This window comes from Embleya sp. NPDC008237, assembly GCF_042956465.1.
Classification (GTDB): Bacteria; Actinomycetota; Actinomycetes; order Streptomycetales; family Streptomycetaceae; genus Embleya.
In genome coordinates this window covers 314,131-336,124 of the sequence record NZ_JBIBGL010000008.1, presented here as the reverse complement: position 1 = coordinate 336,124, position 21,994 = coordinate 314,131, and the positions used below count along the sequence as shown (strand labels likewise).

General features: G+C 67.6%; 16 protein-coding genes and 1 tRNA gene. 15 read left to right on the top strand and 2 right to left on the bottom strand.

All coding sequences use genetic code 11. From position 1 onward, the window contains the following. Window positions 1-21 precede the first annotated feature (21 nt). Window positions 22-1,074 carry a UDP-N-acetylmuramate dehydrogenase gene (locus ACFZBU_RS22625; RefSeq protein WP_391585406.1) on the top strand — a complete coding sequence of 351 codons (1,053 nt, stop codon included), beginning with the start codon at window positions 22-24 and terminating at the stop codon, window positions 1,072-1,074. Between the two features lie 30 nt (window positions 1,075-1,104). Here the strand turns inward: ACFZBU_RS22625 and ACFZBU_RS22620 are convergent, their stop codons facing one another. Continuing rightward, window positions 1,105-2,178 (bottom strand): adenosine deaminase, encoded by a 1,074-nt coding sequence (locus ACFZBU_RS22620; protein ID WP_391585405.1) that lies wholly within the window; start codon window positions 2,176-2,178, stop codon window positions 1,105-1,107. Between the two features lie 204 nt (window positions 2,179-2,382). Beyond that, window positions 2,383-3,633, bottom strand: coding sequence for a pyridoxal phosphate-dependent aminotransferase (locus tag ACFZBU_RS22615; RefSeq protein ID WP_391585404.1), 1,251 nt, complete (start codon window positions 3,631-3,633; stop codon window positions 2,383-2,385). Between the two features lie 197 nt (window positions 3,634-3,830). Here ACFZBU_RS22615 and ACFZBU_RS22610 point away from each other — a divergent pair. The 14 genes from ACFZBU_RS22610 (at window position 3,831) to tuf (ending at window position 21,888) form a co-directional block, all read left to right on the top strand. Beyond that, a tRNA-Trp gene (locus ACFZBU_RS22610) sits at window positions 3,831-3,903 on the top strand. Window positions 3,904-4,022: 119 nt separating this feature from the next. Then, window positions 4,023-4,349, top strand: coding sequence for a preprotein translocase subunit SecE (secE, locus tag ACFZBU_RS22605; RefSeq protein WP_079026295.1), 327 nt, complete (start codon window positions 4,023-4,025; stop codon window positions 4,347-4,349). 66 nt (window positions 4,350-4,415) lie between these two features. Then, entirely contained in the window at window positions 4,416-5,270 is an 855-nt protein-coding gene (gene nusG, locus ACFZBU_RS22600; protein WP_391585403.1) for a transcription termination/antitermination protein NusG, read from the top strand. 173 nt (window positions 5,271-5,443) lie between these two features. Next, complete coding sequence (gene rplK / locus ACFZBU_RS22595) at window positions 5,444-5,878, top strand: 50S ribosomal protein L11 (RefSeq protein ID WP_020549250.1); 435 nt, start codon at window positions 5,444-5,446, stop codon at window positions 5,876-5,878. A gap of 130 nt (window positions 5,879-6,008) precedes the next feature. Continuing rightward, on the top strand, window positions 6,009-6,725 hold the full coding sequence (gene rplA / locus ACFZBU_RS22590; protein ID WP_391585402.1) for a 50S ribosomal protein L1: 717 nt from the start codon (window positions 6,009-6,011) through the stop codon (window positions 6,723-6,725). A gap of 509 nt (window positions 6,726-7,234) precedes the next feature. Then, the gene (rplJ, locus tag ACFZBU_RS22585; RefSeq protein ID WP_391585401.1) at window positions 7,235-7,798 is read left to right on the top strand and encodes a 50S ribosomal protein L10; all 564 of its coding nucleotides are present in this window, start codon (window positions 7,235-7,237) and stop codon (window positions 7,796-7,798) included. A 93-nt stretch (window positions 7,799-7,891) separates the two neighbouring features. After that, entirely contained in the window at window positions 7,892-8,278 is a 387-nt protein-coding gene (gene rplL / locus ACFZBU_RS22580; RefSeq protein WP_391585400.1) for a 50S ribosomal protein L7/L12, read from the top strand. A gap of 669 nt (window positions 8,279-8,947) precedes the next feature. Beyond that, entirely contained in the window at window positions 8,948-12,427 is a 3,480-nt protein-coding gene (rpoB, locus tag ACFZBU_RS22575) for a DNA-directed RNA polymerase subunit beta (protein ID WP_391585399.1), read from the top strand. Between the two features lie 138 nt (window positions 12,428-12,565). Next, window positions 12,566-16,441: a DNA-directed RNA polymerase subunit beta' gene (locus tag ACFZBU_RS22570; RefSeq protein ID WP_391585398.1), complete on the top strand. Its 3,876-nt coding sequence runs from the start codon at window positions 12,566-12,568 to the stop codon at window positions 16,439-16,441. Between the two features lie 157 nt (window positions 16,442-16,598). Next, on the top strand, window positions 16,599-17,099 hold the full coding sequence (locus tag ACFZBU_RS22565; RefSeq protein ID WP_391585397.1) for a DUF4190 domain-containing protein: 501 nt from the start codon (window positions 16,599-16,601) through the stop codon (window positions 17,097-17,099). 449 nt (window positions 17,100-17,548) lie between these two features. Further along, a complete protein-coding gene (gene rpsL / locus ACFZBU_RS22560; RefSeq protein WP_020549242.1) occupies window positions 17,549-17,923 on the top strand; it encodes a 30S ribosomal protein S12 in 375 nt (124 codons plus the stop codon). Next, complete coding sequence (gene rpsG, locus ACFZBU_RS22555; protein WP_020549241.1) at window positions 17,923-18,393, top strand: 30S ribosomal protein S7; 471 nt, start codon at window positions 17,923-17,925, stop codon at window positions 18,391-18,393. The genes rpsL and rpsG overlap by 1 nt, the downstream gene beginning before the upstream one ends. Window positions 18,394-18,435: 42 nt before the next feature. Beyond that, window positions 18,436-20,565, top strand: coding sequence for an elongation factor G (fusA, locus tag ACFZBU_RS22550; protein WP_391585396.1), 2,130 nt, complete (start codon window positions 18,436-18,438; stop codon window positions 20,563-20,565). Window positions 20,566-20,694: 129 nt separating this feature from the next. Next, a complete protein-coding gene (tuf, locus tag ACFZBU_RS22545; protein ID WP_391585395.1) occupies window positions 20,695-21,888 on the top strand; it encodes an elongation factor Tu in 1,194 nt (397 codons plus the stop codon). Window positions 21,889-21,994 lie beyond the last annotated feature (106 nt).

Sequence of the window (21,994 nt, the reverse complement as noted above, 5' to 3'; positions counted from 1 at the left end):
GCGGGATGCGAGAATCCAACGGTGCAGCCTGAAACCGACGCGCCTCTCGCCTCCCTGACCACCCTCCGCCTCGGCGGTCCGGCTCGTCGGCTCCACACGGCCACGACCACCGACGCGGTGCTGGCGACCGTCCGCGCCGCCGACGAGCAGGGCACCCCGTTGCTCGTGCTCGGCGGCGGCAGCAACCTGGTCGTCGGCGACGACGGCTTCCCGGGCGACGTGCTGCGGATCGCCACCACCGGACTGCGCGTGGACGGCACCGACCTGAGCGTCGAGGCCGGCGTGCCGTGGGACGACGTGGTCACCGCCGCCGTCGCCGCGGGCCTGTCCGGCATCGAATGCCTCGCCGGCATCCCGGGCAGCACCGGCGCCACCCCGGTGCAGAACGTCGGCGCCTACGGCCAGGAGGTCGCCGAGACGATCACCTCGGTCGAGGTCTACGACCGGACCGAGCGTGGCGTGCGATCGCTGACCGCCGCCGAGTGCCGCTTCACCTACCGGCACAGCGTGTTCAAGGGCGACGACCGCTTCGTGGTGCTGCGCGTGTGCTTTCGCCTGCGCGACGACGCGGGCCGCTCGGCACCGATCCGGTACGCCGAACTGGCTCGTACGCTCGGCGTCGAGCCGGGCGAGCGGGTCCCGGTCGCGGCGGCCCGCGCGGCGGTGCTGGGCCTGCGGCGCGGCAAGGGCATGGTGCTGGACCCGGCCGACCACGACACCTGGAGCGCGGGCTCCTTCTTCACCAACCCGATCCTGACCCACGACGCCTTCGCCGAACTGACCGCGCGGACCGCGCGGCACCTGGGCCCCGACGTCGCCCCGCCGTGCTACCCGTCCGGCGCCGACCACGTGAAGACCTCCGCGGCCTGGCTGATCGAACGGGCCGGCTTCGCCAAGGGCTACGGACAGGGCCGGGCGCGGATCTCCACCAAGCACACACTGGCACTGACCAACCGCGGTCGGGCCAGCACCGAGGACCTGCTCACCCTGGCCCGCGAGGTCCGCGACGGCGTCCACGAAACCTTCGGCGTGACCCTGGTCAACGAACCGGTCCTGATCAACGCCAAGCTCTGACCCGAGCCCAGGGCCCGCAGCCTTCCCACCTCACTCGACGGTCGGGCGGGCGGGCACCAAATCCTGCTCGACCGAAGCGCCCGGTGCCGCCAACCACCCGTCCACCCCGTCCAGCAGCGCCCGCTGCACCGGCGTAGGCGCCACCGAGCCCAGGATCGACTGCCGGGCGAGCTCGGCCAACTCCGTGTCGTCGAACCCGAGCTCGTCCCGGGCCAGCTCGTACTGCGCGGCCAGCCGGGAGCCGAACAACAACGGGTCGTCGGCGCCCAGCGCGATCGGCACCCCGGCGTCGAACAACTTCCGCAGCGGCACGTCCGAGGCCTTGTCGTAGACGCCGAGCGCGACGTTGGACGCCGGGCACACCTCGCACACGATCCGCCGCCGCGCGAGCAGCGCCATCAACTCGGGATCCTCCACCACCCGGATCCCGTGCCCGAGCCGGCGCGCGCCCAGCACGTCCACGCATTCGCGGATGCTGCGCGGCCCGTCCAACTCGCCGCCGTGCGGGTTCGCGAACAACCCGGCATGCCGGGCGATCTCGAAGGCCCGCTCGAACGCGGGCGCCCGACCCCGCCGCTCGTCGTTGGACAATCCGAAGCCGACCACACCGCGATCGGTGTACTGCGCGGCGAGCCGGGCCAGCGTGCGCGCCTCCAACTGGTGCTTGGTGCGATTCGCCGCGATCACCACGGCGATCCCGATCCCGGTCGCCTCCCGGGCGGCCTCCACCGCGTCCAGCACGACCTCGACCGCCGGCGTCAACCCGCCCAGGCGGGGCGCGTACGAGGTCGGGTCCACCTGGATCTCCAGCCAGCCCGAACCCTCGGCCCGGTCGTCCTCCGCCGCCTCACGGACCAGCCGATGCATGTCGTCCGGGGTGCGCACACACGAGCGGGCGATGTCGTACAACCGCTGGAACCGGAACCAGCCCCGCTCGTCGGTGGCCCGCAATCGGGGTGGTCGACCGGAGGTCAGCGAGTCGGGCAGCCGCACTCCGTGCAGATCCGCCAGTTCCAACAGGGTTTCCGGCCGCATGGATCCCGTGAAGTGCAGGTGGAGATGAGCCTTCGGGAGGGTGCGGACATCGCGTGCGGGACGATCCATCCACAGATCATGGACCACCGGCCGCGCGCACGTGAGGGGTACCGCGGATGATCCCCTGAAGGAGAGCCGAAACTTCGGGGGCCGGCACGTGAACGCCCTGCCGGCACCCGCGCCGAGAGGCCGCAATGCGCCGAGGCCGCCACCCGGTCACCCGCGCGACGGCCCCGGACCCTTACCGACTGCTTCGTCCGTCCCGACTGTCGACTACTTCGCCTCGCCCAACAACCGGGCGATCCGGCCGACACCCTCCACCAGGTCCTCGTCGCCGAGCGCGTAGGACAGCCGCAGGTAGCCCTGGGTGCCGAAGGCCTCGCCCGGCACCACGGCCACCTCGACCTCGTCCAGGATCAGGTTCGCCAACTCGGCCGAGGTCTCGGGACGCACGCCCCGGATCTCCTTGCCCAGCACCGCCTTGACCGACGGGTACACGTAGAACGCGCCCTTGGGTTCGGGGCAGTGCACCCCCGGGATCTCGTTCAGCATCCGCACGATCGTGCGGCGGCGCCGGTCGAAGGCCACCTTCATCGTGTCCACCGCGGCCAGATCGCCGGTCAGCGCGGTGAGCGCGGCGGCCTGGGCGACGTTGCACACGTTCGAGGTGGCGTGCGACTGGAGGTTCGCGGCGGCCTTGATCACGTCCTTGGGGCCGATGATCCAGCCGACCCGCCAGCCGGTCATCGCATACGTCTTGGCGACTCCGTTGACGATCAGGCAGCGGTCCGCCAGTTCCGGCACCACCACCGGCATCGACACGAATTCGGCGTCGTCGTAGACCAGGTGCTCGTAGATCTCGTCGGTCAGCACCCACAGCCCGTGCTCGGCCGCCCAGCGCCCGATCGCCTCGGTCTGCTCCCGCGAGTACACCGCGCCGGTCGGGTTCGAGGGCGAGACGAACACCAGCACCTTGGTGCGCTCGGTGCGCGCCGCCTCCAACTGCTCGACGGACACCAGGTAACCGGTGCTCTCGTCGGCGACCACATCCACCGGGACACCGCCCGCGAGCTTGATCGACTCCGGATAGGTGGTCCAGTACGGCGCGGGCACGAGCACCTCGTCGCCCGGATCCAGGACGGCCGCGAACGCCTCGTAGATGGCCTGCTTGCCACCGTTGGTCACGAGCACCTGGGCCGGATCCACCGCCAGGCCCGAGTCGCGCAGCGTCTTGGCGACGATCGCGGCCTTCAACTCGGGCAGCCCACCGGCCGGCGTGTAGCGGTGGAACCTCGGCTCGCGACACGCGGCGACCGCCGCGTCCACGATGTAGTCGGGCGTCGGGAAGTCCGGCTCGCCGGCGCCGAAGCCGACCACGGGTCGACCGGCGGCCTTGAGCGCCTTCGCCTTGGCGTCGACCGCGAGCGTCGCGGACTCGGCGATGGCACCGACACGGGTCGAGATCCGGCGCTTCGGCGCGGGCACGGACGGGGAGCTGGGGGTGGGAGCCGTCATGCCGGCCATGGTCGCATTTCCGCCCCGGCGCGGGCATGTCGATTCCGCGCGGATGCGCCGAACCGCCGGCCTGCGCGCCATGGGTTCGACCTGACGCACTCGACCCCGTACACTCGACGCTTGGCGGTCCCAACCTGCATGCTGCCGCGCCCGAAAATGTTGTGTTCTCGGGTCGGCGACTCCGCTAGGTTGATGACACCACGTGAAGGGCACTAGCTCAATTGGCAGAGCACCGGTCTCCAAAACCGGGGGTTGGGGGTTCAAGTCCCTCGTGCCCTGCGATGTGCGACTGCGGTCGATCCCCGGATCGACCGTGACTCGTACGCAGTCAGCGCAAACTGTCGGCGCCGACAACCCCGTCGGTGATCCACGGTCGGACCGGATCAGGTGAGGACGAGTTGACGGAGGCCCACGGCTCCACGGCTACGCCTGAGCACAGCAGCTCTGATGGCCGCGGCTCCGACGACGAGCCCCCCGGCGGTCGCCGGGCGAACCGCCCGAAGGGTTCTTCGGGCAAGCCGGAGCAGAAAAAGAAGAACCTGTTCGCACGGGCGGCTCTTTTCTACCGGCAAATCATCGCCGAGCTGCGCAAGGTCGTTTGGCCGACCCGCAACGAGCTGAGCACGTACACCACCGTGGTCATCGTGTTCTGTCTGATGATCATCGGAATCGTCTACGGACTCGACCTCGGCTTCGCGAAGGCCGCGCTCGCCATCTTCGGCTGAGCCCCATCCTTTTCGTAGCGCGCCTGCAACGACCGTTCGACCCCCAGCCAGGAAGAAGCACCCAACGTGTCTGACCCGAACCTGTCCGCCGACAACTCCGCCGACGAGACGGTGGCCCTGTCGGAGCAGGCGGAGGCCGCAGCTCTCGAGGACGCAGCCCTCGAAGACGCGGCCGAGGCCCCGGCCGTCTCCACCGATGACGAAGTGGAAGACACCGAGGCCACCGAGGACGACGCCGAGGGCGCGGACGACGAGTTCGAGGACGACGACGCCGAAGCCGCAGAGGCCGAGGACGACGACGCCGAGCTCGAGGACGCCCCCGAGGGCGACCCGGCCGAGGACTTCAAGGACGCGCTCCGTCGCGCCCCGGGCGAGTGGTACGTCATCCACTCGTACGCGGGCTACGAGAACCGCGTGAAGGCCAACCTCGAGTCCCGCACCACCTCGCTCAACATGGAGGACTACATCTTCCAGGTCGAGGTGCCGCAGGAAGAGGTCGTCGAGATCAAGAACGGCCAGCGCAAGACCGTCAAGCGCAACAAGTTCCCCGGCTACGTGCTGGTCCGGATGGACCTGACGAACGAGTCGTGGGGCGCCGTCCGGAACACCCCCGGTGTGACCGGCTTCGTCGGCAACGCGCACGAGCCCTTCCCGCTCACCCTCGACGAGGTCGTCAAGATCCTCGCTCCCGAGGAGGAGAAGGCGACCGGCGGCGGCAGCGGGGCCAAGAGCACGACCGAGGTCAAGGTGCTCGACTTCGAGGTCGGCGACTCGGTCACCGTCATCGACGGCCCCTTCGCGACGCTGCAGGCGACGATCAACGAGATCAACGCCGACTCGCAGAAGGTCAAGGGCCTGGTGGAGATCTTCGGGCGCGAGACGCCGGTCGAGCTCTCGTTCAACCAGATCCAGAAGAACTGATACTTCCCCCAGGTGGGACCCCGTTTCGCCGGGGTCGCATCCGGGTGGTGGACAAGGCGCCCTCACAACGGTGGTTATCGTTGAGTGGGCGCCGCACCGCGTGGCGGGCCCGAACACGTCCGCGCTCCGCGTGGTGATCGGGACGTACATCTCGTCGAAGGACCCGGAAAAAAATGCCTCCCAAGAAGAAGAAGCTGTCAGCGATCATCAAGCTGCAGATCAAGGCCGGCGCAGCCACGCCGGCCCCGCCGGTCGGTCCCGCTCTGGGCCAGCACGGCGTCAACATCATGGAGTTCTGCAAGGCGTACAACGCGGCGACCGAGTCGCAGCGTGGCGACATCGTCCCGGTGGAGATCTCGGTCTACGAAGACCGTTCCTTCACCTTCGTGACGAAGACGCCGCCGGCCGCGCGCCTGATCCTCAAGGCCGCCGGTGTCGAGAAGGGCTCGGGCGAGCCGCACAAGACCAAGGTCGCCAAGGTCACCCGCGAGCAGATCCGCGGCATCGCGCAGACCAAGATGGCCGACCTGAACGCCAACGACATCGACGCCGCGGAGAAGATCATCTCCGGCACCGCGCGTTCGATGGGCATCACGGTCGAGGGCTGATCGAGCCCCGCAGTCCGGCAGTACCAGAACCGACGCGAGGACGTGTGCGCGAGCCCACGACCCCGCGGAGTGGAAGGGTCCGCGCGACCCGCTCCCACCACAACTCCTTTCGGAATTCCAGGAGCTTTCAGTGAAGCGCAGCAAGTCCTACCGCGAGGCCGACACCAAGATCGACCACGAGCGGCTCTACTCGCCGCTCGAGGCCGTTCGACTGGCCAAGGAGACCTCGCCCACCAAGTTCGCCGGCACCGTCGAGGTGGCCATGCGTCTGGGCGTCGACCCGCGCAAGGCCGACCAGATGGTCCGCAGCACCGTCATCCTCCCGCACGGCACCGGCAAGACCGCCCGGGTCCTGGTCTTCGCGACCGGTGACCGTGCCGAGGCTGCCAAGGCTGCCGGCGCCGACATCGTCGGTTCCGACGAGCTCATCGACGAGGTCGCGAAGGGCCGGCTCGACTTCGACGCCGTCGTCGCCACCCCGGACCTGATGGGCAAGGTCGGCCGCCTGGGCCGCGTGCTCGGCCCGCGTGGCCTCATGCCCAACCCGAAGACCGGCACGGTCACGCCCGACGTGGCGAAGGCCGTGAACGAGATCAAGGGCGGCAAGATCGAGTTCCGCGTCGACAAGCACTCGAACCTGCACTTCATCATCGGCAAGACGACGTTCGACGACACCCAGCTCGTCGAGAACTACGCCGCCGCCCTCGAAGAGGTGCTCCGCGCGAAGCCGTCGGCCGCCAAGGGTCGCTACATCAAGAAGGTCGGCGTCTCGACCACGATGGGCCCCGGCATCCAGGTCGACCCCAACCGCGTCCGCAACCTCCTGGTGGAGGAAGAGGCGGTCTGATCCGCCCCGCACGCGAACGAGGCCCGGCACACCGCACGGTGTGCCGGGCCTCGGCACGTCCGGGCACTCGCCGGCGCCGGAGAAGCGCAGGGAGACACCTCCTGGGCGACCCGACCAAGGGCCTGCCGAATCCGCCGAACCTGCCGGGCATGCCGTCGATGCCCGGGATGCCGTCGTTGCCCGTCCTGCGGTAACCGATTTGCTCCGAACGAGTGCCGTCGCGTACCTTGGCACCAAGCCAAAGACCGTCGGTCGTTGTCGTCGTGCCGCAAGGCAGGGTCGGCAAACGAAGGTTCCGCATCGCGGACGACCTGCGCAGGTGTGAACGTGAGACGTTGCCCCCGAAGCACGCGCATTCCGCGTGATTCGAGGATGTACGCCCCGTGCGCCTGCGCCGGGGCGTTTTTCGTATGTGGACCCCTTCCGCCCTGCGGACCGGCGTATTCATCCGGCACACGGTCGACCGGCACGGTCGATCGGCAATCGCATCGCGGAAGGAGGCCAGCCCTATGGCGAGGCCCGACAAGGCGGCCGCGGTCGCCGAGCTCACGGAGCAGTTCCGTGACTCGAACGCCGCAGTGCTGACCGAGTACCGCGGGCTCACCGTCGCGCAGCTCAAGGAGCTGCGTCGTTCGCTCGGTGAGAACGCGCAGTACGCCGTGGTGAAGAACACGCTGACCAAGATCGCCGCCAACGAGGCGGGCATCGATCAGCTGGACGACCTCCTCGAGGGCCCGTCCGCGATCGCGTTCGTCACGGGTGACCCCGTGGAGGCCGCGAAGAGCCTGCGTGACTTCGCCAAGGCGAACCCCCTTCTCGTCATCAAGGGCGGCGTCCTTGAGGGCAAGGCGCTCAGCGCCGACGAGATCAAGAAGCTCGCGGACCTCGAGTCCCGCGAGGTGCTGCTTGCCAAGCTGGCGGGCGCCATGAAGGGATCCATGGCCAAGGCCGCGGCGACCTTCCAGGCACCGCTGTCGCAGTTCGCCCGCACCGCGGACGCACTGCGCGCGAAGGTCGAGCAGGGCGGTGCCGGCGAGCCGGCTCCCGCCGCCGAGACCGAGACCGCCGAGTAGTTCGGCAGTCGCGACCTCGGTCGCCGGGGGCAGCGCCCCCGCCATCCCACACCACCCGGCACCAGCCGAATTGATCAGGAAGGACCGCCGATCATGGCGAAGCTCAGCAACGACGAGCTGCTTGCGTCGTTCAAGGAAATGACCCTCATCGAGCTCTCGGACTTCGTGAAGCTCTTCGAGGAGACCTTCGACGTCAAGGCTGCCGCCCCGGTCGCCGTCGCGGCCGGCCCGGCGGGCGGCGGCGCCGCTGCCGAGGCCGTCGAGGAGCAGGACGAGTTCGACGTCATCCTCACGGGTGCCGGCGACAAGAAGATCCAGGTCATCAAGGAGGTGCGCGCGCTCACGAGCCTCGGTCTGAAGGAGGCCAAGGACCTCGTGGACTCCGCCCCCAAGGCGCTCCTGGAGAAGGTCTCGAAGGAGGCCGCCGAGAAGGCGAAGGCCGCCCTCGAAGGCGCCGGCGCCTCGGTCGAGGTCAAGTAATTCGACGCCGCCCTCCGGGTGGCATCACCGAAGGCGATCGCCCGTCAGGGCGGTCGCCTTCGGGCTTTTCCGGAGCGGATCGCAGACGGCCCGACGGCGCCGGGGAACCCCGCGACGAGCGGCACAGAGTCGGACATACCTCTCTCGGCCTCGCTCGAAAGGGTGATACTCCCAACACTCCGAGCGCCCGCCGAACCCCCTCGCACCAGGGCCGTCGTAGCCTGCCGAGGGCGCGCGCCAGGGCGCGCGGGTCGCCCTTCGAGCGCCGGATCCGGGCGTTGTCGGACCGGCGGTCTACCGTGTTTTTCAGGCTTCCCGAGGTTCCGCGCGAACCCGGTCGGCCGATGTGACGAGACTCTCGTCGCAGGCCGCGGGATCGGGACCTACGTCCGGTTTTCTCGGGGCGCGGAAGGGTTCCGTCGGCTCTGAGGGGGAAAGCAACCCCTTGACGAACGGATCGGGGCGCGCAATTCTTCGGACGCACCCCTGAAGCACGGTTGCCGGATGGTTTCTGAATCCGGGTGGTGGACCGGCCCTTCATAGGGGCTGGACAGCGGTGTGCCTTGTGGCTACACTGACCCTTTGCGCTGCCTATTGACTTCTCCCGGTGTATGAACCCGGGCCGTCCAGTATGCGCATAGTGAGTCCGAGCCCTCGGAAGGACCCCTCTTGGCCGCCTCGCGCACCGCCTCCGCTACCAACCCCGGCGCCGCCACTGCCCCGCTCCGCATCTCCTTCGCCAAGATCAGGGAACCCCTGGAGGTTCCGAACCTTCTCGCGTTGCAGACCGAGAGCTTCGACTGGCTGCTCGGCAACAGTGCGTGGAAGGCACGGGTCGAGGCCGCCCTCGCGGGCGGACAGGATGTGCCCACCAAGTCCGGCCTCGAAGAGATCTTCGAAGAGATCTCTCCGATCGAGGACTTCTCCGGTTCGATGTCCCTGACGTTCCGGGACCACCGGTTCGAGCCTCCGAAGAACTCCATCGAGGAGTGCAAGGAGCGCGACTTCACGTACTCGGCGCCGCTGTTCGTCACGGCCGAGTTCACCAACAACGAGACCGGCGAGATCAAGAGCCAGACGGTCTTCATGGGCGACTTCCCGCTCATGACGAACAAGGGCACCTTCATCATCAACGGCACCGAGCGTGTCGTGGTGTCCCAGCTGGTTCGCTCCCCGGGTGTGTACTTCGACAGCCAGGTCGACAAGACGTCCGACAAGGACATCTTCAGCGCGAAGGTGATTCCCTCGCGTGGCGCCTGGCTCGAGCTGGAGATCGACAAGCGCGACACCGTCGGTGTCCGCATCGACCGCAAGCGCAAGCAGAGCGTCACCGTGCTGCTGAAGGCGCTCGGCTGGACCGACTCCCAGATCCTGGAGGAGTTCGGCCAGTACGAGTCGATGCGGCAGACCCTGGAGAAGGACCACACCCAGGGCCAGGACGACGCGCTGCTGGACATCTACCGCAAGCTGCGTCCGGGGGAGCCGCCGACCCGCGAGGCCGCGCAGACTCTGCTCGAGAACCTCTACTTCAACCCGAAGCGTTACGACCTCGCCAAGGTCGGCCGCTACAAGGTGAACAAGAAGCTCGGTGTGGAGCAGGCGCTGGACGCCGGCGTGATGACCGTCGAGGACGTCATCGCCACCATCAAGTACCTGGTCAAGCTGCACGCCGGCGAGACCGAGATGGAAGGCGCCTCCGGCCAGGAGATCGTGGTCGAGGTCGACGACATCGACCACTTCGGCAACCGTCGTCTGCGCAACGTCGGCGAGCTCATCCAGAACCAGGTCCGTACCGGCCTGGCCCGGATGGAGCGCGTCGTCCGCGAGCGCATGACCACCCAGGACGTCGAGGCGATCACGCCGCAGACCCTGATCAACATCCGGCCGGTCGTCGCCTCCATCAAGGAGTTCTTCGGCACCAGCCAGCTGTCCCAGTTCATGGACCAGACGAACCCGCTGTCGGGCCTGACCCACAAGCGTCGTCTGTCCGCGCTGGGCCCCGGCGGTCTCTCCCGTGAGCGGGCCGGCTTCGAGGTCCGTGACGTGCACCCGTCGCACTACGGCCGGATGTGCCCGATCGAGACCCCCGAAGGCCCGAACATCGGCCTGATCGGCTCGCTCGCGTCCTACGGTCGGGTCAACGCGTTCGGTTTCGTGGAGACCCCGTACCGCAAGGTGATCGAGGGCCGGGTCACCGACGGCATCGACTACCTGACGGCCGACGAGGAAGACCGCTTCGTCATCGCCCAGGCGAACGCGCCGCTGAACGAGGACGACTCGTTCGCCGAGGCCCGTGTGCTCGTGCGTCGCCGCGGCGGCGAGATCGACTACATCCCCGGCGACGAAGTCGACTACATGGACGTCTCGCCGCGCCAGATGGTGTCGGTCGCGACCGCGATGATCCCGTTCCTCGAGCACGACGACGCGAACCGCGCGCTCATGGGCTCGAACATGATGCGCCAGGCCGTGCCGCTGCTGAAGGCGGAGTCCCCGCTGGTGGGCACCGGCATGGAGTACCGCGCCGCGGTCGACGCCGCCGACGTGATCACCGCCGAGAAGCCCGGTGTGGTCCAGGACGTCTCGGCCGACTACATCACCGTGATGAACGACGACGCGACGTACACCACGTACCGCGTGCAGAAGTTCATGCGCTCGAACCAGGGCACGTCCTTCAACCAGAAGGTCGTCGTCGACGAGGGCGCGCGGGTCGAGGCCGGCCAGGTGCTGGCCGACGGTCCGTGCACCGAAGAGGGCGAGATGGCCCTCGGCAAGAACCTGCTCGTGGCATTCATGCCGTGGGAGGGCCACAACTACGAAGACGCGATCATCCTGTCGCAGCGTCTGGTGCAGGACGACGTCCTCTCCTCGATCCACATCGAGGAGCACGAGGTCGACGCCCGCGACACCAAGCTCGGCCCGGAGGAGATCACCCGGGACATCCCGAACGTCTCCGAAGAGGTCCTCGCGGACCTGGACGAGCGCGGCATCATCCGGATCGGCGCCGACGTCGTACCCGGCGACATCCTGGTCGGCAAGGTCACGCCCAAGGGCGAGACCGAGCTGACCCCGGAGGAGCGTCTGCTCCGTGCGATCTTCGGCGAGAAGGCGCGCGAGGTGCGCGACACCTCGCTCAAGGTCCCGCACGGCGAGTCGGGCAAGGTCATCGGCGTCCGCGTCTTCGACCGCGAGGCCGGCGACGAGCTGCCGCCGGGCGTGAACCAGCTGGTCCGCGTCTACGTCGCGCAGAAGCGCAAGATCACCGACGGTGACAAGCTCGCCGGTCGGCACGGCAACAAGGGCGTCATCTCGAAGATCCTGCCGGTCGAGGACATGCCGTTCCTGGAGGACGGCACCCCGGTCGACATCATCCTCAACCCGCTCGGTGTCCCGTCCCGGATGAACCCGGGTCAGGTCCTGGAGACGCACCTCGGCTGGATCGCCAAGACCGGCTGGAGCGTCGAGGGCGACGACGAGGACTGGAAGGGTCGCCTCCGGGCGATCGCGGCCGACCAGGGTGCCCCCGGCACCAACGTCGCCACCCCGGTCTTCGACGGTGCGCGCGAGGAGGAGATCACCGGTCTCCTCGACTCGACCAACAAGACCCGCGACGGCGTCCGTCTGATCGACGGCACCGGCAAGGCGAAGATGTACGACGGCCGCTCCGGCGAGCCGTTCCCGCACCCGGTATCGGTCGGGTACATGTACATCCTCAAGCTGCACCACCTGGTCGACGACAAGCTGCACGCCCGGTCGACCGGTCCCTACTCGATGATCACCCAGCAGCCGCTGGGTGGTAAGGCCCAGTTCGGTGGCCAGCGCTTCGGTGAGATGGAGGTGTGGGCACTCGAGGCATACGGTGCCGCCTACGCGCTCCAGGAACTGCTGACCATCAAGTCCGACGACGTCCTCGGCCGCGTGAAGGTGTACGAGGCGATCGTCAAGGGCGAGAACATCCCGGAGCCGGGCATCCCCGAGTCCTTCAAGGTGCTCATCAAGGAGATGCAGTCGCTCTGCCTCAACGTGGAGGTCCTCTCCAGCGACGGTATGTCGATCGAGATGCGCGACACCGACGAGGACGTCTTCCGCGCTGCGGAGGAGCTCGGTATCGACCTGTCGCGGCGTGAGCCGAGCAGCGTCGAAGAGGTCTGAGGCTCCCTCCCGGGTCCGGCCGTGAGGCCGGCCCCGGGATTTCGACCCCAGTCCTGATGAAGACACACACTGGTGAGCACGGCACAGCCCCCGCCGTGACCGCCGGGACCAAACCCCGAAAGAGGGATTGACGAAACAGTGCTCGACGTCAACTTCTTCGACGAGCTGCGTATCGGCCTCGCTACCGCAGACGACATTCGCCAGTGGTCGCACGGTGAAGTCAAGAAGCCCGAAACCATCAACTACCGCACCCTGAAGCCGGAAAAGGACGGGCTCTTCTGCGAGAAGATCTTCGGTCCGACCCGGGACTGGGAGTGCTACTGCGGCAAGTACAAGCGCGTCCGCTTCAAGGGCATCATTTGTGAGCGCTGCGGCGTCGAGGTCACTCGCGCCAAGGTGCGTCGTGAGCGCATGGGCCACATCGAGCTCGCCGCGCCGGTCACGCACATCTGGTACTTCAAGGGCGTGCCCAGCCGCCTCGGCTACCTGCTCGACCTCGCCCCGAAGGACCTCGAGAAGGTCATCTACTTCGCGGCGTACATGATCACGTACGTCGACGACGAGCGTCGCCAGCGCGACCTGCCGTCCCTCGACGCCAAGATCTCGGTCGAGCGTCAGCAGATCGAGCAGCGTCGCGACGCCAGCGTCGAAGAGCGCCAGAAGAAGCTCGAGACCGACCTCGCCGAGCTGGAGGCCGAGGGCGCCAAGTCCGACGTCCGCCGCAAGGTGCGCGAAGGTGCCGAGCGCGAGATGAAGCAACTGCGCGACCGCAACCAGCGCGAGCTCGACCGCCTCGACGACGTCTGGACCCGGTTCAAGAACCTCAAGGTCCAGGACCTCGAAGGCGACGAGATCCTCTTCCGTGAGATGCGTGACCGCTTCGGCACGTACTTCATGGGCGGCATGGGCGCGCAGGCGCTCCAGCGTCGGCTGGAGTCCTTCGACCTCGACGCCGAGGCGGAGAAACTGCGCGAGATCATCCGCACCGGCAAGGGCCAGAAGAAGACCCGGGCGCTCAAGCGCCTCAAGGTCGTCTCCGCGTTCCAGCAGACCCGGAACAGCCCCAACGGCATGGTCCTGGACTGCGTCCCGGTGATCCCGCCGGACCTGCGTCCGATGGTGCAGCTGGACGGTGGCCGCTTCGCGACCTCCGACCTGAACGACCTGTACCGCCGCGTGATCAACCGCAACAACCGGTTGAAGCGTCTGCTCGACCTCGGTGCCCCCGAGATCATCGTGAACAACGAGAAGCGGATGCTCCAGGAGGCCGTCGACGCGCTGTTCGACAACGGCCGCCGCGGTCGTCCGGTGACCGGCCCGGGCAACCGGCCGCTCAAGTCGCTGTCCGACATGCTCAAGGGCAAGCAGGGTCGTTTCCGCCAGAACCTGCTCGGCAAGCGCGTGGACTACTCCGCGCGTTCGGTCATCGTCGTCGGCCCGCAGCTCAAGCTGCACCAGTGCGGTCTGCCGAAGGCCATGGCGCTCGAGCTGTTCAAGCCGTTCGTGATGAAGCGCCTGGTGGACCTCAACCACGCGCAGAACATCAAGTCGGCCAAGCGCATGGTCGAGCGTGCCCGCCCCGTGGTGTGGGACGTGCTCGAAGAGGTCATCGCCGAGCACCCGGTGCTGCTCAACCGTGCACCGACGCTGCACCGTCTGGGCATCCAGGCGTTCGAGCCGCAGCTCGTCGAGGGCAAGGCCATCCAGATTCACCCGCTCGTGTGCACCGCGTTCAACGCGGACTTCGACGGTGACCAGATGGCCGTTCACCTGCCGCTCTCCGCGGAGGCGCAGGCCGAGGCCCGCATCCTGATGTTGTCGAGCAACAACATCCTGAAGCCGGCCGACGGTCGCCCCGTCACCATGCCGACCCAGGACATGGTGCTCGGGCTGTTCTTCCTGACCTCCGAGCGGGAGAACACCAAGGGCGACGGGCGCGTCTTCGCGTCCACGGCCGAGGCGATCATGGCGTTCGACGCCCGTGAGCTCGACCTGCAGGCGAAGATCGAGCTGCGACTGCCGGCGGGCACCGTCCCGTCGCGCGGCTGGGTCGCGCCGGAGGGCTGGGAGCCGGGTTCGCCGCTGCGCGTGCGCACCTCGCTCGGTCGCGCGCTGTTCAACGAGCTCCTGCCGGCGGACTACCCGTTCGTCGACGAGGAGATCGGCAAGAAGACGCTGTCGATCATCGTGAACGACCTGGCGGAGCGGTACCCGAAGGTGGTCGTGGCGGCAACGCTGGACAACCTGAAGGAGGCCGGCTTCCACTGGGCCACCCGTTCCGGTGTCACCGTCTCGATCTCCGACGTCGTCGTTCCGCCGGCGAAGAAGGAGATCCTGGAGCGCTTCGAGGCCCAGGCCGAGAAGGTCCAGAAGCAGTACGAGCGCGGCCTGATCACCAAGGACGAGCGTCAGCAGGAGCAGATTCAGATCTGGACCAAGGCGACCAACGAGGTTGCCGAGGCGATGAACCTGAACTTCCCCAAGACGAACCCCATCTTCATGATGGTCGACTCGGGTGCTCGCGGAAACATGATGCAGATGCGTCAGATCGCGGGTATGCGTGGTCTGGTGTCGAACGCCAAGAACGAGACGATTCCCCGTCCCATCAAGGCGTCCTTCCGTGAGGGCCTGTCCGTCCTCGAGTACTTCATCTCGACGCACGGTGCCCGTAAGGGTCTGGCCGACACCGCGCTGCGTACCGCCGACTCGGGTTACCTGACCCGTCGTCTGGTGGACGTCTCGCAGGACGTGATCGTGCGCGAGGAGGACTGCGGCACCGACCGCGGTCTGGTCCTGTCGATCGCCACCCGCGGTGCCGACGGCGTGCTCCGCAAGGACGACGACGTCGAGACCAGCGTGTACGCCCGCAACCTGGCCGAGGACGTCGTCGTCGACGGCAAGGTGCTGGCCCCGGCCAACGCCGACCTCGGCGACGTGATCATCAACCACCTCGTCGCCGAAGGCGTCGAGTCGGTGAAGACGCGTTCGGTGCTGACCTGCGAGTCCAAGGTCGGTACGTGCGCCATGTGCTACGGCCGCTCGCTGGCGACCGGCAAGCTCGTGGACATCGGCGAGGCGGTCGGCATCATCGCCGCCCAGTCGATCGGTGAGCCCGGCACCCAGCTGACGATGCGTACCTTCCACACCGGTGGTGTGGCGGGTGACGACATCACGCAGGGTCTGCCGCGTGTCGTCGAGCTCTTCGAGGCGCGCACCCCCAAGGGTGTCGCCCCGATCAGCGAGGCGGCTGGTCGGGTGCGCATCGAGGACACCGAGAAGACCCGCAAGGTCGTGGTGGTCCCGGACGACGGTTCCGAGGAACTGGCGTACGCGGTCAGCAAGCGCTCGCGCCTGCTGGTCGACGAGGGCGACCACGTCGACGTCGGTCAGAAGATGCTCGTCGGTGCGGTCAACCCGCACGACGTGCTGCGCATCCTCGGCCAGCGTGCGGTGCAGATCCACCTCGTGGCGGAGGTCCAGCAGGTCTACCGCTCGCAGGGTGTGTCGATCCACGACAAGCACATCGAGATCATCATTCGGCAGATGCTCCGCCGCGTGACGATCATCGAGTCGGGCGACGCCGAGCTGCTTCCGGGCGAGCTCGTCGAGCGCGGCCGGTTCGAGACCGAGAACCGTCGGGTGATGTCCGAGAGCGGGCACCCGGCCTCGGGTCGTCCGCAGCTCATGGGCATCACGAAGGCGTCGCTGGCCACCGAGTCGTGGCTGTCGGCGGCCTCCTTCCAGGAGACCACCCGAGTGCTGACCGACGCGGCGATCCACGCCAAGTCGGACCCGCTGCTGGGCCTGAAGGAGAACGTGATCCTCGGCAAGCTCATCCCGGCCGGTACGGGCATGCCCCGCTACCGCAACATCCGGGTCGAGCCCACCGAAGAGGCCAAGGCGGCGATGTACTCGATGTCCGGGTACGACGAGGCCGACTACTCCGCGTTCGGTTCGGGCTCCGGCCAGGCCGTCCCGCTGGAGGAGTACGACTTCGGCGGCTACCAGGGCTGATCCGCCCTCGGCAAAGCCGTGACAGGGACAGGGCCGTCACCCTTCGGGGTGGCGGCCCTGTCCCATGTCCGTACCTCTGTCCAGGCAGACCCCTCCACCACGGCCCCGATCGGTGCGACGATGCTTCCAACGCGCCGTCCCACTCCGGGAGAACCCCATGAGCACCCCTGGCGGGTCCGAGTACGGCCCCTACCACGAGCAGCCGCACGGCGACGCGCAGAGCCCCTACGGCGAGCCCTACCCGCCCTACGGGTACGGCTACGGGCCGGGGGAGTCGCCCGCTCCGTACGGCTACGGCCAGGCGCCCCAGTACGGGCAGCAGCCGCCGTACGGATACGGCTACTACCAACACCCCGGCTACGGCGGCTACCTGCCCCAGCCGGGCACCAACGGCCTGGCCATCGCGTCGATGATCCTGGGCATCGTCTGGCTGTACTGGCTGGGCAGCCTGCTCGCGGTGATCTTCGGGCACATAGCGCTGGCCCAGACCGCGCGCACCGGGCAGCAGGGCCGCGGCATGGCGATCGCCGGCGTGGTCCTGGGCTGGATCGGACTGGCTCTGCTGGCACTGGCCATCGTGGTGCTCGTGCTGGACTCCGACGGCCACGAGTATTCGGAGTACCTGAACCTGTTCGGCGCGCTCCGCGCGGTGTGCTGAGTCACGTTCCCGCCATCCGGTGGGCGCAGGGCGCGCGCTCGTTCGCCTCAGGCCGCAATGCCGGGTACGGTGGGGCTCGGAGGGTGATGTACCGCCCTGAACGATTCGGTGCTCCACCAAGGTGAGAGCGCCGAATTCCATGTCGTGGCGGGGGTCTTTCTTTTCGCTTTGACCTCTGCTGCTGTGGTAGGTAGTCTCTCTCCTTGTGCCTGGGGTGTCCCCGGGCTCTTGTGCCTGCGCTCACCGCAATCCCGACGGGATGCGTGCGTGAGAGGGCGCGAGAGACCGACCCACAGCCTCCTGAGCAAGCACACTCCCAAGACCGGGCGACACGCCCGACCGCGGGGGTCGGACTTGCGGGTGGCTCCGGCGTCGACCGGGATGCAGGCCGATTCAGACATTGCAGTCGCTTCAAAAAGACCGCTCGGCACGAAGAAGACGGAGACGCGGTGCCCACGATCCAGCAGCTGGTCCGAAAGGGCCGCCAGGACAAGGTCGACAAGGCCAAGACTCCGGCGCTCAAGGGGAGCCCGCAGCGTCGCGGCGTGTGCACCCGTGTTTACACGACGACGCCGAAGAAGCCGAACTCGGCGCTTCGCAAGGTCGCGCGTGTGCGCCTCACGAGTGGCATCGAGGTGACGGCCTATATCCCCGGTGAGGGTCACAACCTCCAGGAGCACTCGATCGTGCTCGTTCGCGGTGGTCGTGTGAAGGACCTCCCCGGTGTCCGCTACAAGATCATTCGTGGTTCGCTCGACACCCAGGGTGTCAAGAACCGCAAGCAGGCGCGCAGCCGCTACGGCGCGAAGAAGGAGAAGAGCTAATGCCGCGTAAGGGCCCTGCCCCCAAGCGACCGGTCATCATCGACCCGGTTTACAACTCGCCGTTGGTCACCTCGCTGGTGAACAAGGTCCTGATGAGCGGCAAGCGCTCCGTCGCCGAGAAGATCGTCTACGGCGCACTCGAAGGTTGCCGCGAGAAGACCGGTACCGACCCGGTCATCACGCTCAAGCGCGCCCTCGAGAACGTGAAGCCGACCCTCGAGGTCCGCAGCCGCCGTGTCGGTGGCGCGACCTACCAGGTGCCGGTCGAGGTCCGTCCGGGCCGCTCCACGACCCTCGCTCTCCGCTGGCTCGTCGGCTACTCCCGCGCCCGTCGCGAGAAGACGATGACCGAGCGTCTGATGAACGAGCTCCTGGACGCGAGCAACGGTCTGGGTGCCGCGGTCAAGCGCCGCGAGGACACCCACAAGATGGCCGAGTCCAACAAGGCCTTCGCGCACTACCGCTGGTAGTTCCACCCGCAACGACGAGAAGCCGAGAGAAGACAAGCCACGATGGCTACCACTGCTCTTGATCTGGCCAAGGTCCGAAACATCGGCATCATGGCCCACATCGACGCGGGCAAGACCACCACCACCGAGCGGATCCTGTTCTACACCGGGGTCAACTACAAGATCGGTGAGGTTCATGAGGGCGCTGCCACCATGGACTGGATGGAACAGGAGCAGGAGCGCGGCATCACCATCACGTCTGCCGCGACGACCTGTCACTGGACGCTCGACGACGTCGATCACACGATCAACATCATCGACACCCCCGGCCACGTCGACTTCACCGTCGAGGTGGAGCGTTCGCTGCGCGTGCTCGACGGCGCCGTCACCGTCTTCGACGGTGTCGCCGGCGTGGAGCCGCAGTCCGAGACCGTTTGGCGTCAGGCCGACCGGTACGGCGTGCCGCGCATCTGCTTCGTGAACAAGCTCGACCGCACCGGCGCCGAGTTCCACCGCTGCGTCGACATGATCGACGCGCGACTGGGCGCGGTTCCGCTGGTCATGCAGCTGCCGATCGGCACCGAGATGGACTTCCAGGGTGTTGTCGACCTGGTCGCCATGAAGGCGCTGGTCTGGTCGGCCGAGGCGGCCAAGGGCGAGATGTACGACGTCGTCGACATCCCGGCCACGCACACCGAGGCCGCCGCCGAGTACCGCGGCAAGCTGCTCGAGACGATCGCCGAGTACGACGACGAGATGATGGAGCTGTACCTGGAGGGCCAGGAGCCCACCACGGAGCAGTTGATCGCCGCGATCCGTCGCGCGACCATCGCCTCGACCAAGGGTGAGAACAAGGGCAAGCCGACGTTCACTCCGGTGTTCTGCGGTACCGCGTTCAAGAACAAGGGTGTTCAGCCCCTGCTCGACGCGGTCGTCCGTTACCTGCCGTCGCCGCTCGACATCGAGGGCATCCAGGGTCACGCGGTGAACAAGGAGGAAGAGGTCATCGTGCGCCAGCCGCGCGATGACGAGCCCTTCGCGGGCCTCGCCTTCAAGATCATGCGTGACCCGCACCTGGGCAAGCTCACCTTCGTCCGGGTCTACTCGGGTGTCCTGGAAGCCGGCAGCTCCGTGCTGAACTCGGTGAAGGGGCGCAAGGAGCGCATCGGCAAGATCTACCGGATGCACGCGAACAAGCGTGAGGAGATCCCGTCGGTCGGCGCGGGCGACATCATCGCGGTGATGGGTCTCAAGGACACCACCACCGGTGAGACGCTCTGCGACCCGGCGAACCCGGTGATCCTCGAGTCGATGACGTTCCCGGCCCCGGTCATCGAGGTCGCGATCGAGCCGAAGTCCAAGGGCGACCAGGAGAAGCTGGGTGTCGCCATCCAGTCCCTCGCCGCCGAGGACCCCTCGTTCCAGGTGCACTCGGACGAGGAGACCGGCCAGACGATCATCGGCGGCATGGGCGAGCTGCACCTCGAGGTGCTGGTCGACCGGATGAAGCGCGAATTCCGCGTGGAGGCCAACGTCGGCAAGCCGCAGGTGGCCTACCGCGAGACGATCCGCAAGGTCGTCGAGCGCGTGGACTACACGCACAAGAAGCAGACCGGTGGTACCGGTCAGTTCGCCAAGGTGCAGATCGCGCTCGAGCCGCTCGAGGGTGACGCGTACGAGTTCGTCAACAAGGTCACCGGTGGCCGTATCCCCAGGGAGTACATCCCCTCGGTGGACGCGGGTGCGCAGGAGGCCATGCAGTACGGCGTTCTCGCCGGCTACCCGATGGTCGGCGTGCGTCTGACGCTGATCGACGGTGGCTACCACGAGGTCGACTCGTCCGAGCTCGCGTTCAAGATCGCCGGTTCGCAGGCGTTCAAGGAAGCGGCTCGGCAGGCCAGTCCGGCTCTTCTGGAGCCGATGATGGCCGTCGAGGTCACCACGCCCGAGGACTACATGGGCGATGTGATCGGCGACCTCAACTCGCGTCGCGGCCAGATCCAGGCCATGGACGAGCGCTTTGGTGCGCGCGTCGTCAAGGCTTTGGTCCCGCTGTCGGAGATGTTCGGCTATGTCGGCGACCTCCGCAGCAAGACCTCGGGTCGCGCGAGCTACTCCATGCAGTTCGACTCCTACGCCGAGGTTCCGAGGAACGTCGCCGAGGAGATCATCGCCAAGTCGCGCGGCGAGTAATCACCGCCACCGCGGCATCAGCGATACCAGGGGGACCCGGGGTCCACAGGACTCCGGTGCCCCCGCCCCGGCTCACCCCCGATACCCGACGTCGTACGGCGTAAAGAACCAGTCCACAGGAGGACCCCAGTGGCGAAGGCTAAGTTCGAGCGGACTAAGCCGCACGTCAACATCGGCACCATTGGTCACATCGACCACGGTAAGACGACGCTGACCGCGGCGATTACCAAGGTGCTGCACGACGCGTACCCGGACCTGAACCCCTTCACGCCGTTCGACCAGATCGACAAGGCGCCGGAGGAGCGGCAGCGCGGTATCACGATCTCGATCGCGCACGTCGAGTACCAGACGGAGAACCGTCACTACGCGCACGTCGACTGCCCCGGGCACGCCGACTACATCAAGAACATGATCACCGGTGCCGCGCAGATGGACGGCGCGATCCTCGTGGTCGCCGCCACCGACGGCCCGATGCCGCAGACCAAGGAGCACGTGCTCCTGGCCCGCCAGGTCGGCGTTCCGTACATCGTGGTCGCGCTGAACAAGGCCGACATGGTGGACGACGAGGAGATCCTGGAGCTCGTCGAGCTCGAGGTGCGCGAGCTCCTCTCCGAGTACGAGTTCCCGGGCGACGACCTTCCGGTCGTGCGGGTCTCGGCGCTCAAGGCGCTCGAGGGCGACAAGGAGTGGGGCGAGAAGCTCCTCGGCCTCATGGCCGCCGTCGACGAGGCGATCCCGACCCCGCCGCGTGACACCGACAAGCCGTTCCTCATGCCCGTCGAGGACGTCTTCACGATCACCGGTCGTGGCACGGTCGTCACCGGCCGCATCGAGCGTGGCATCGTCAAGGTCAACGAGACTGTCGACATCGTCGGCATCAAGGAGACCAAGACCACCACCACGGTCACCGGCATCGAGATGTTCCGCAAGCTGCTCGACGAGGGTCAGGCGGGCGAGAACGTCGGTCTGCTCCTCCGTGGCATCAAGCGCGAGGACGTCGAGCGCGGCCAGGTCATCATCAAGCCCGGTTCGGTCACGCCGCACACCGAGTTCGAGGCCCAGGTCTACATCCTGTCGAAGGACGAGGGTGGCCGTCACACCCCCTTCTTCAACAACTACCGGCCGCAGTTCTACTTCCGTACGACGGACGTGACCGGCGTGGTGACCCTCCCCGAGGGCACCGAGATGGTCATGCCGGGTGACAACACCGGCATGGACGTCGCGCTGATCCAGCCGATCGCCATGGAAGAGGGCCTGCGTTTCGCCATCCGCGAGGGTGGCCGCACCGTGGGCGCCGGCCAGGTCGTCAAGATCAAGAAGTGATGAAATCCCGCCCGCCGGTCCACCTGGGTCGGCGGGCGGGGCTTTGTCCGGATCGATTCCACCCCCTAGGTGGGACCGGATATCCATCGCTCGGGGGCTCTCTCAA

What these genes read in the sequence shown, in the direction of transcription:
- ACFZBU_RS22620 (WP_391585405.1), bottom strand. Translation starts at nt 2,178, where the DNA reads ATGGATCGTCCCGCACGCGATGTCCGCACCCTCCCGAAGGCTCATCTC.
- ACFZBU_RS22615 (WP_391585404.1), bottom strand. Translation starts at nt 3,633, where the DNA reads ATGGCCGGCATGACGGCTCCCACCCCCAGCTCCCCGTCCGTGCCCGCG.
- rplK (WP_020549250.1), top strand. Translation starts at nt 5,444, where the DNA reads ATGCCTCCCAAGAAGAAGAAGCTGTCAGCGATCATCAAGCTGCAGATC.
- rplJ (WP_391585401.1), top strand. Translation starts at nt 7,235, where the DNA reads ATGGCGAGGCCCGACAAGGCGGCCGCGGTCGCCGAGCTCACGGAGCAG.
- rplL (WP_391585400.1), top strand. Translation starts at nt 7,892, where the DNA reads ATGGCGAAGCTCAGCAACGACGAGCTGCTTGCGTCGTTCAAGGAAATG.
- ACFZBU_RS22565 (WP_391585397.1), top strand. Translation starts at nt 16,599, where the DNA reads ATGAGCACCCCTGGCGGGTCCGAGTACGGCCCCTACCACGAGCAGCCG.
- rpsG (WP_020549241.1), top strand. Translation starts at nt 17,923, where the DNA reads ATGCCGCGTAAGGGCCCTGCCCCCAAGCGACCGGTCATCATCGACCCG.
- fusA (WP_391585396.1), top strand. Translation starts at nt 18,436, where the DNA reads ATGGCTACCACTGCTCTTGATCTGGCCAAGGTCCGAAACATCGGCATC.